Below are 10,136 nucleotides of genomic sequence, written 5' to 3' on the forward strand. Positions count from 1 at the left end.
GTCACGACCAAATTTGTTTTCGACTAAAACCATGGACATCAAAGCCGATAAGTTAGCGACGATACCTCTTCGCCATACTCCAAGCCAACGCCTGATTCGTTTGAAAGCTCGGCGCCAACGCTGGCTGACTGCCCATCTCTGGTTGGGTTTGACCTTGGGGTTTTTGCTGTCGATTTACGGCATCACCGGCAGTATTCTGGTGTTTCATGCGGAAATCGACGAATGGTTGCACACCGAGATGTTAACGGTGCAACCACCGGAGCATGCCGAATATCGACCCTTGGCGGAAATTTTCGAGGTTGGCCGGCAAGCGATGCCGTCAACCGCGAAGCATACCTTCGCCACTTATCCGCGCAACGCGGAGGCAGCGTTCAAATTGAACTTTGCCTTTCCAAACGCCGGAGCCGTTGAACGCTGGCTGGTGGCGGTCGACCCTTACACGGCGCGAGTCACCGGCAAACTACTGCAAGGCCGATCCGACAACTGGCAACCCAACACCTTTATTGGCCTGATGTTCGAACTACATTACGCTCTGCTGATTCCGTCCGAGGACATCAGTACGGTGATCGTCGGCATCTCGGCAGCACTGCTGATTATTTCGACCTTGACCGGCCTGATCGTCTGGTGGCCGCTGACCGGCAAATGGCGGCAAGCACTGACGTTTAAACCCGGAGCCGGCAAAGTACGCTTCAATTACGATCTGCATAAAATCAGCGGCTTTTACACCTTGCTGGTGATGGTGCCGGTGTTATTTTCCGGGATATATATGGTGCTGCCGCATAACGTGGTGCCAGTGCTGGAGCTGTTTTCGCCGGTAACCTACCGCTATTGGTTTCAATCCGCGGCGCCCAAGCCGGATGCGCCGGCCATCGGCATGGACGAAGCGGTGGCGATCGCATTGAAACAATACCCAACAGGCCGGCCGCACTGGATTTACGGCGCGCCGAATCCAAACCAGACTTACACGGTTTGCCAGGACGGCGTCGATGCGCCCGGTAGCCTATTGGAACGCCGCTGCACGGTGATCGACCGTTACAGCGGTAAGATTCTGGATCTGGACGACCCCAGCCTGCCGACCGCTACGGCCGGGGAAATCTTCACCCATTGGCAATGGCCGCTGCATTCCGGTCAGGCCTTCGGGATGACCGGGCGGATATTGGTGTTTCTCACCGGTTTGGCGTGTCCAACGCTGTTTGTCACCGGCTTCATCCGCTGGCGGCAAAAGCGACGGCCTAAACGCCACCCGAGTTGATTCCCGACACAACGGGAAGTGCCCTCCTCGACGTCCTCATTGCTTCGCCGCCGTCAAACTTGGCTAAACTTATGATCTCCGGTCCAGCCAAGCGGGCCAAGCTCTCATTTTTTCCGTTCAGCCAAGGACAGACGGCATGCGCATCTCGCAAAAACTCATCTTCGCGTTCGTCGCGGTATTCCTATTAACCGCCGTGGTCGGCGGTATCGGCATGGTCGGGCTGAATCGTATTGCCGACACGCTGGAACATACTCACCATGTTTTGTTGCCGCAGATCCGCCACACCGAGGCGATGAAGTCGGCGCTGATCGACTACCGCAACCGGGAAACCCAGCTGCTGCTGACCCGCTCCGCCGACGAGATTGCCGAAACGCTAAACCGGATGAACAAAAATTCGGCCGACTTGCAAAGTCACGAACAAGCCTTGCTACCGCTGCTGACCGGCGCCGACGAAATCGCCCGCCACCGGCTCTACCGGGATAAATTGCAAGCCTATCTGCAAAGCCACCAGCAATTCGAAGCCTTGATCAAAGCAGGCGAATACGAGTCGGCGCTGAGTTATTTTCGCGGCGCCGGCCGCTCCGCGTTTCGCGAGTTGCTGCCGACGATAGACGTCTTGGTCGAAGCCAGTCTAGCCAATGCCGACAAGGCCGAGCAAGACGCCAATACGCTGACCGAGTCCAGCCAAACGCTGACCGTCGCCGTCACGTTGGCCGTGTTGCTGACCGCCATCGGCTTGAACGCCTGGTTGTTCAAAGCCATCGTGCCTCGGCTCAGACATATCGATACGACGACGACGGCAATCGCCGAGCGCCTGGATTTTTCGTTGCGAGCCAACGTCGACAAGCACGACGAAATCGGCGAAACCGCCGACGCGGTGAATCGGGTCGCCGCCGCGATACAAGCGGCGCTACGCGATCTGCTGAACGGTATCGCCGACAACGCCAGCAATGCCGAACGGCTGCTGACGACCGCCGATCTGGCCTCGCAAAGCTCGGAACGCCAGTCGGAAGCCGCCGCCAGCATGGCCGCGACGGTCGAGGAGTTGACGGTTAGCATCAATCAAGTGGCGGAGAACGCCGCTCGCGCTTTCGACCTGGCCCACCAGTCCGGCGATGCCGCCCGCAGCGGCGGCGCTGTCATTGCCGATTCGATCCGGCAGATGCGGGAAATCGCCACACGCATCGAACAGACTTCGATGTCGGTCCAACATCTGGGCGCCGCCTCCGAGGAAATTTCCGGAATTATTCGAGTCATCCGCGACGTCGCCGAACAAACCAATTTGCTGGCGTTGAATGCCGCGATCGAGGCGGCGCGAGCCGGCGAACAAGGCCGCGGTTTCGCGGTGGTGGCCGACGAAGTTCGTAAGCTGGCCGAGCGTACCGCGGTGGCAACCCGCGACATCGGCGTCAAAATCACCGCCATTCAAGCCGGCGTCAAGGATGCCGCGGCCCGAATGACCGAAGCGGTCGAGTTAGTGGAAACCGGCGTCGCCGTCGCCGACGGCGCGGGAAATTCGGTGAAATTGATCACCGAACGCACCCAAGATAGCGAAGCCGAAGCCAATGCGATTTCCAGGGCGATCCGCGAGCAGGGTGAAGCCAGCCAGCAAATCGCGGTGCATGTCGAGCAGATCGCCCGAATGAGCGACGAAAACAGCGACGTGGCCGAACAAACCGCCAAGCTGCCGCGTAATCTGGCCGGCATCGCCACCGCGATGCGCCAGACCGCGCAGCGTTTCAAGATTTAGCCGGGCGACGCACTTGGATAGCGCGAAACGCCAAACCCAAGCGCCTCGTTCCGCGTCCAATCGGGGCGGCATTCGTCGCGACTGACCCGCCAAGATTTGTCGGCCGAATCCGGTCAGCGGATTACCCGCACCCGCAACCAGTCGGCGCGGGCGCTAGCAAACCCATTACCTGGCTTGCCAGCGCAAATCCAACGTAAACGGAAAGTCTTTGTTGATATCCTCCGCCGGCACGTCGAAAGGCGCGACGCTGGGGGTGTGGCCGTGTTGCCAGAAACGGCTGACCCGGCGCCCCTCGGCTTCGTAGGCGTTGACCGGCAAGGTCTCGTAACTGCGCCCGCCCGGATGGCTGACGTGATAGGTGCAACCGCCGATAGACCGGCCGTTCCAGGTATCGATCAAGTCGAACACCAGCGGTGCTTGCACCCCTATCGTCGGATGCAGCGCCGACGGTGGATTCCAGGCGCGATAGCGGATACCCGCCACCATCTCGCTTTGCTTGCCGGTGGCGCGTAGCGGCACCAAGCGACCGTTGCAAGTCAATGCGTAGCGGTCGCCCATCGTGCCGCTCAGCGTGACTTGCAAGCGCTCGACCGACGAATCGACGTAGCGGGCCGTGCCGGTACTGGTGATTTCCTCGCCCAGCACGTGCCAGGGTTCGATGGCTTGATGCAATTCCAGATGCAAGTCGCCGACGCGTAGCGTGCCGATGCGCGGGAAACGAAACTCCAAAAACGGCGCAAACCATTCGGCCTTGAACTCGTAGCCGGCGCTTTGCAAATCGCGCACCACATCCTGAATGTCGGCCGCCACGAAATGCGGCAACATAAAGCGGTCGTGCAATTGAGTTCCCCAGCGCACCAGCGGCTTTCTATAGGGCTGACGCCAAAACCAGGCCACCAGCGTTCTCAGCAGCAGCATCTGCATCAAGCTCATCCGGGCATGCGGCGGCATTTCGAAGGCGCGCAGCTCCAGCAGACCCAAGCGGCCGGCGTCGGCGCCCGGCGCGTAGAGTTTATCGATACAGAACTCGCTGCGGTGGGTGTTGCCGGTCATATCGACCAGCAGATTGCGCAGCAGGCGATCGACCAGCCACGGTGCCATCACCTCGCCATCCGGCATTTGCTGGAAGGCGATCTCCAACTCATACAAACTATCGTTGCGGGCCTCGTCAACCCGCGGGGCCTGGCTGGTCGGGCCGAGGAACAAGCCGGAGAACAAATAGGACAGCGCTGGATGATGTTGCCAATAGGTAATCAAGCTGCGCAGCAAATCCGGCCGACGCAACATCGGGCTGTCCACCGGCGTGATCCCGCCCAACGTAACGTGGTTGCCGCCGCCGGTGCCGGTGTGGCGGCCGTCCAGCATGAATTTTTCGGTACCGAGACGGGTCAGCCGGGCCTGTTCGTAAAGCGAAGTGGTGTTGAACACCAGTTCCTTCCAATTGGCGGCCGGATGAATATTGACCTCGATGACACCCGGATCGGGGGTTACCGGCAAGCGCAACAAGCGCAAATCGTGCGGCGGTTGGTAGCCCTCGATAACGACCGGCATTTTCAGCGCGGCGGCGGCGGCTTCGACCGAGGCAACGATATCCAGATAATGCTCGAGCTCCTGGGTCGGCGGCAGGAACACATAGAGCCGGCCCTCGCGAGCTTCAACCGTTAATGCGGTGTGCGGCGTCCAGCCGCCGGCGTGCGGAGCGCGGTCGTCGGCCGACGCCATTTCGTTCGGGTGCAGCGGATCTTGTTTGACCGTCTTGCTGTAGCGGCGGCTGACTTCGGAATCGATGTCGCCGAGCGGCGGCACCGCGTCGTACAAGCTGCGTTCGATCAACGGATCGCGATCGGCCGCCGCCACCCAGGGCAGACTATTCAACGGCAAACGCAGACCCATCGCCGAATCGCCAGGCACCAGAAACATGTCGCCACGTCTGAACCGCCAGGGACTGCTGCACCATACACCGGCGCGGTAATCCCAGTATAACGGCAACGCGTAACCGGCAGGCGCGCCGAGATCGGCGCTCAACACCTTGACCAAGCGTTGCCGCTCCAGATCGTCCTTCAAATCAGCATGGCTGAAATCGATATTCTCCGGCAACAATCCTTCGTGCAGCAGGTAGTACAACGGATCTTCGTAACCCGGCAGGATGCAATCGCCGCGCAGACCCAAGCGTTTTGCCAATTCGCGGATAAAAGCGTCGGCCTGCTCGCGGCCGTAACCGTAGTCCTTGGTTTCATCGGCGAACAGCGCCGGATTTTTCCAGACCGGCACACCGTCCTTACGCCAGAAACACGCCATTTGCCAGCGCGGCAACGGTTCGCCCGGATACCATTTGCCCTGGCCGAAATACAACATGCCCCCCGGTGCGAATACCTCGCGCAAACGCCGGAGCAGTTTGCCGGCCAGCTTGCGCTTCTCGGGACCGTCGGCGGCGGTGTTCCATTCCGGCGCGTCCATGTTGTCGATGGACACGAAGGTCGGTTCGCCGCCCATCGTCAAGCGGACGTCGCCGAGACTCAATTCGGCATCGACCTTTTCACCGAGCAGATCGATCTCCTCCCATTGCCGGTCGGTATAGGGTTTGGTCACGCGCGGGTCTTCGTAGATACGGCTGACCCGGTTGGAAAACTCGAACGACGTTTCCGCCTTGCCGATGAAGCCGCCGCTGACCGGCGCCGCGCTGACATAGTCGGCAGTACAGGCCAGCGGAATATGGCCCTCGCCGGCGAATAGGCCGGAAGTCGGATCCAGACCGATCCAGCCGGCGCCGGGGATGTACACCTCGGTCCAGGCGTGCAGATCGGTGAAGTCTTCTTCGGTGCCGGACGGTCCATCCAGCGCCTTGACGTCGGCGGTCAACTGCACCAGATAACCGGACACAAAGCGCGCCGCCAATCCCATATGCCGCAACACCTGCACCAACAGCCAGCCCGAATCCCGACAAGAACCTACTTTACGCTCCAGGGTTTCCTCGCAGGTCTGCACGCCGGGTTCCATCCGGATCGAATACGTCACAGCCTTGTGCACGGCTTGATTGATATCGACCAGAAAATCGACGACGCCGCGTTCGCGCCGATCCAAGGTTTTCAGAAATTTGCCCAACAACGGACCGTCGTCCTTGACTTCCAGATACGGCGCCAATTCCTTGGCCAATTGTTCGGGATAGCCGAACGGGTATTTTTCGGCGTATTCCTCCAGGAAAAAGTCGAACGGATTGATCACCGTCATTTCGGCGATTAGATCGACTTCGATCGAGAATTCGCGAGTTTTTTCCGGGAACACCAGTCTGGCCAGGTAGTTGCCGAACGGGTCTTGTTGCCAGTTAATGAAGTGCTTGTCCGGCTTGATGGTCAGCGAATAGGCGCTGATCGGCGTCCGCGAATGCGCGGCCGGCCGCAGCCGCAGTACGTGCGGACTGAGCTGTATCGATTGGTCGTAGCGGTAACAGGTCTTGTGATTGATCGCGACTTTGATGCTCATGGAGTTACCACTGGGTTGGCGGCTTCGCTTTCCGCTTGCAGCAGCCGCAGATTTTCCTCGACGCCGGCGGCATGGGTCAGCTCGGCGACGTTTTGTTTGGTGAAAAAGCCGTCGAAATCGCCGAAGCGCTGCACGTATTCGACAATCAGAGACGAGTGTTCCGAGGCGCTGGAAAAAATCTGCTTCAAGCCTTCCTCGCGCGAGCCGATCACGTCGAGCAAAAAGTCCTTGCCCTTGGCGCGAATCGCATCGACCACGTAGTCGATGTTGGCCCGGCCGCCGGTATCGCCGTCGGCGACGCCGAGCGCCACGTGATGTAGGCGCGGCCCGTAATTGCGGACGAAATTTTCGGTCGGCGAAGGCAGACCGACCAAATGATTGACGAAATAGGGTTGATTGGCGGCGGTAAACACCTTGGCCGGACTAAAACTCTCCTCGGCATAGTGTATGCTTTTGGTGACGTTGGTCGACGAGTTCTGGTTGGCGATATCGTAAGAACCCCAATAGAAGTAACTAGACAAGGTCAGATACTCCAGGATTGCCACTTCGCGATTCTGGCTGTATACCCGAGTCGCCAGATGGTCGATGGGCTGAATCAGCCGCTCCAGACCCAGCTCGGCCTGCATTTCCTTGGCTTCCAGATAGCCGCGATTGACGTCGTCGCGAATGATACTGTTACCTAATGCGTAGACTCGCAGATCTTCGGGCGGCCGTTCCCAGTAGCCGACAATATTGTGGGTGTATGGCGAGGGCTTGACGATGGCCATGTTGCCGGGCAAACCCAGCTTACGGATCTGGTCCTGGTTAAAGAAGCGAATCTCCCGCGACTTTTGCTGTTCGACCACCTCGTGCAGGTTGCTGACCCGAAACACTTCGCCCATGTAGCGCGAATTGGGTTTGTGGGCGCCGATCGGGTAGACCTCGTTCAAGGCCCGAAAAATATCGCCGCGCCCCGCATCGCGCACTTCGCGGACCAGCAGATCCGGCGAATTCATGTCGATACGCAAAATATGGGTCCAATGCGATTCAGTTTCCAAGGTCACCAAATAATGGTACGGCGTCATCAGCGCCAGTTCGCTGACATAGGCGGCCGAACAACCCGGCTCGACGGTAATCATCATCGCGTCGATTTCGCGGATCATCTCGGTCAGGCCGGTGCGGTCGCGGTTTTCCAACAGTTTGACCAGAAATTCGTCGAACCAGGCGGAATTGGCTTTGTCGCCGTGCCTGGGGTGGATCAGTGAATTGATCATCCAATTTCCTCGTGAGTGTAACTATCCATTAACCGAACCGGTCCTGCCGCTAGGGACGTTTTTAGGGGCGTTCTTCAGGACGGACCGTTCAGAAAGGTACGCTGTATCTCGACGCCCAACGCATTGTTGCGGACGATGAAATCTTGTAGAAACGCGTGCAAACCGGTGCGAACGATGTCGCTCATCCGGCCGAAATGCAGGCGTGCGTGGTTTTCGCCGGCCAAGCGCAGACATTCTCGACCGCGCCGGCCGCACAACTGTTCCAGGATCGGCGCCAATTCGTCGTAGCAGGCGTGTAGCGAACGCGGCATGTCGTCGCGCAACACCAGCAATTCTGCGACTTTCCAGGGCTCCAGCGTATCGCGGAACACTTTCTGGTAAGCCTCGAACGCCGATACCGACCGCAGCAAGGAGCTCCATTCGTAATAATCGACTTCGGTGGTTTGATCGGCGTCGGGCAACAACAGTTGAAATTTGGCGTCCAGCAGCCGCCCGGTGTTGTCGGCCCGTTCGACGAAACTACCGATCCTCACGAATTTGTAACCGTCGTCACGCAACATCGTGCCGAAGGTAACGCCGCGAAACAAGTGCGAACGGGACTTGACCCAATCGCAGAACTCGCCGATTTCGGCTTCGGGCAAGCCACCGCGGATGCGTTGTCTTAGCTCTATCCACAACGCATTGACGGTTTCCCACATTTCCGAAGACATCGCGACCCGCACGGCGCGGGCGTTCTCGCGCGCCGCGCCCAGCGCGCTGACGATGCTGGACGGATTGCGTTCGTCCAGCGCCATGTAGCGAATCACGTTGGCGGCGGTATAGGTCCCGTAATCGCGTTCGAATACCTCGATATCGTCGGCGATCAGCACCGGCGGTTTCCAGCGCGCGGCTTCGTCGTAAGGACTATTGGCGACCAGCGACATCCGGTAGGTGACATCCAGGACCCTGGCCATGTTCTCGGCGCGCTCGATGTAGCGCGCCATCCAGTACAAATGGTCGGCGGTGCGGCTCAGCATGGTTTGTCCTCGTTCAACACCCAAGTGTCCTTGGTCCCGCCACCCTGCGAGGAATTCACGACTAGCGACCCTTCCCGCATCGCGACCCGGCACAAACCGCCGGGTACCAAGGTCACGGTCTTGCCGGACAGCACGAAGGGCCGTAGATCCACGTGGCGCGGCGCCACGCCGGCTTCGACCAGGGTCGGGCAGGTCGACAGCGCCAGGGTCGGCTGGGCAATGTAATTATCCGGATCGGCCAGAATGCGATCACGAAACTCCAGAATTTGCTGCTTGGAAGCGGTCGGACCGACCAACATGCCGTAACCGCCGGAACCCTGTACTTCCTTGACCACCAATTCGTCCAGGTGCTCCAACACGTATTTGCGGTCGTCTGCTTCCGCCAGTTTGTAGGTCGGCACGTTGGACAGGATCGGTTCCTCGCCCAGATAGAACCGAACCATGTCCGGGACATAGGTATACGTGGCCTTGTCGTCGGCAACGCCGGTACCGATCGCGTTGGCCAGCGTCACGCCGCCGTTGCGATAGGCTTCGACGATACCCGGCACGCCCAATAGCGAATCCGGCCGGAAGGCTTTAGGATCGATGAAGTCGTCGTCGATACGACGGTAAATCACATCGACCTGCTTGGGACCGTCGGTGGTGCGCATATACACCAGATCGTCCTCGACGAACAAGTCCTGGCCCTCGACCAGTTCGATACCCATTTGCTGCGCCAGAAACGCATGTTCGAAATAGGCGCTGTTGTAGGCGCCCGGCGTCAGCAACACCACCGTCGGATCTTGCACGCCGGGCTGAGCCACCGCTCGCAGATTGTTCAACAGCACTTGCGGATAGTGCTCGACCGGCGCCACCGCATAGCGACGGAATAATTCCGGGAACAAGCGCATCATCATTTTGCGGTTCTCCAACATGTAGGACACGCCGGACGGCGTCCGCAAGTTGTCCTCGAGCACGTAGAATTGATTCTCGCCGGTTCTCACAATATCGATGCCGGCGATGTGCGCGTAGATACCGCCCGGCGCCGCGACGCCCTGCATCTCCGGGCGGTACATTTCGTTTTCCAGCATGGCGGCGGGCACGATGCCGGCCTTGACGATTTCCCGATCGTGGTAGAGATCGTTCAGAAACGCGTTCAAGGCCCTCACCCGCTGAATCGCGCCGTCGGCCAATTGCCGCCATTCGCTGGCCGCCAGAATCCTCGGCACGACATCGAACGGAATCAGCCGCTCGGCGCCGGCCTCGTCGCCATAGACGTTGAAGGTGATGCCAACCCGGCGGAACAACATCTCCGCCTCTCGGGACTTTTGCATCAGCTGGGCCTGATCGATGCCGTCCAACCAGTCCGCAAAGGGTTGATAGAGCGCCCGCACGCTGCCGTCGGG

At 59.6% G+C, this 10,136-nt stretch carries 6 protein-coding genes; 2 read left to right on the plus strand and 4 right to left on the minus strand.

Annotated features, from left to right (window positions below; translation table 11 throughout):
* Window positions 1-31 precede the first annotated feature (31 nt).
* Window positions 32-1,252 carry a PepSY-associated TM helix domain-containing protein gene (locus A1355_RS02275; RefSeq protein ID WP_064024568.1) on the plus strand — a complete coding sequence of 407 codons (1,221 nt, stop codon included), beginning with the start codon at window positions 32-34 and terminating at the stop codon, window positions 1,250-1,252.
* 136 nt (window positions 1,253-1,388) lie between these two features.
* On the plus strand, window positions 1,389-3,002 hold the full coding sequence (locus tag A1355_RS02280; RefSeq protein ID WP_064024570.1) for a methyl-accepting chemotaxis protein: 1,614 nt from the start codon (window positions 1,389-1,391) through the stop codon (window positions 3,000-3,002).
* A 165-nt stretch (window positions 3,003-3,167) separates the two neighbouring features.
* Here the strand turns inward: A1355_RS02280 and A1355_RS02285 are convergent, their stop codons facing one another.
* From A1355_RS02285 to A1355_RS02300, 4 genes are all read right to left on the minus strand, one after another.
* Window positions 3,168-6,482: a DUF2126 domain-containing protein gene (locus A1355_RS02285; RefSeq protein ID WP_064024572.1), complete on the minus strand. Its 3,315-nt coding sequence runs from the start codon at window positions 6,480-6,482 to the stop codon at window positions 3,168-3,170.
* Window positions 6,479-7,735 carry a hypothetical protein gene (locus tag A1355_RS02290; RefSeq protein ID WP_064024574.1) on the minus strand — a complete coding sequence of 419 codons (1,257 nt, stop codon included), beginning with the start codon at window positions 7,733-7,735 and terminating at the stop codon, window positions 6,479-6,481. The genes A1355_RS02285 and A1355_RS02290 overlap by 4 nt, the downstream gene beginning before the upstream one ends.
* 74 nt (window positions 7,736-7,809) lie before the next feature.
* Window positions 7,810-8,751 (minus strand): alpha-E domain-containing protein, encoded by a 942-nt coding sequence (locus A1355_RS02295; protein WP_064024576.1) that lies wholly within the window; start codon window positions 8,749-8,751, stop codon window positions 7,810-7,812.
* Window positions 8,745-10,136: circularly permuted type 2 ATP-grasp protein (locus tag A1355_RS02300; protein ID WP_064024589.1), on the minus strand; the 1,392-nt coding region annotated here is incomplete at its 5' end. The genes A1355_RS02295 and A1355_RS02300, both read right to left, overlap by 7 nt.

This window comes from Methylomonas koyamae (genome assembly GCF_001644025.1).
In the GTDB taxonomy this organism is placed as follows: Bacteria; Pseudomonadota; Gammaproteobacteria; order Methylococcales; family Methylomonadaceae; genus Methylomonas; species Methylomonas koyamae_A.

Bases quoted from the DNA above. Each gene is read 5' to 3' on its own strand.
- A1355_RS02275 (WP_064024568.1), top strand. From the start codon at position 32: ATGGACATCAAAGCCGATAAGTTAGCGACGATACCTCTTCGCCATACT.
- A1355_RS02290 (WP_064024574.1), bottom strand. From the start codon at position 7,735: ATGATCAATTCACTGATCCACCCCAGGCACGGCGACAAAGCCAATTCC.
- A1355_RS02285 (WP_064024572.1), bottom strand. From the start codon at position 6,482: ATGAGCATCAAAGTCGCGATCAATCACAAGACCTGTTACCGCTACGAC.
- A1355_RS02280 (WP_064024570.1), top strand. From the start codon at position 1,389: ATGCGCATCTCGCAAAAACTCATCTTCGCGTTCGTCGCGGTATTCCTA.
- A1355_RS02295 (WP_064024576.1), bottom strand. From the start codon at position 8,751: ATGCTGAGCCGCACCGCCGACCATTTGTACTGGATGGCGCGCTACATC.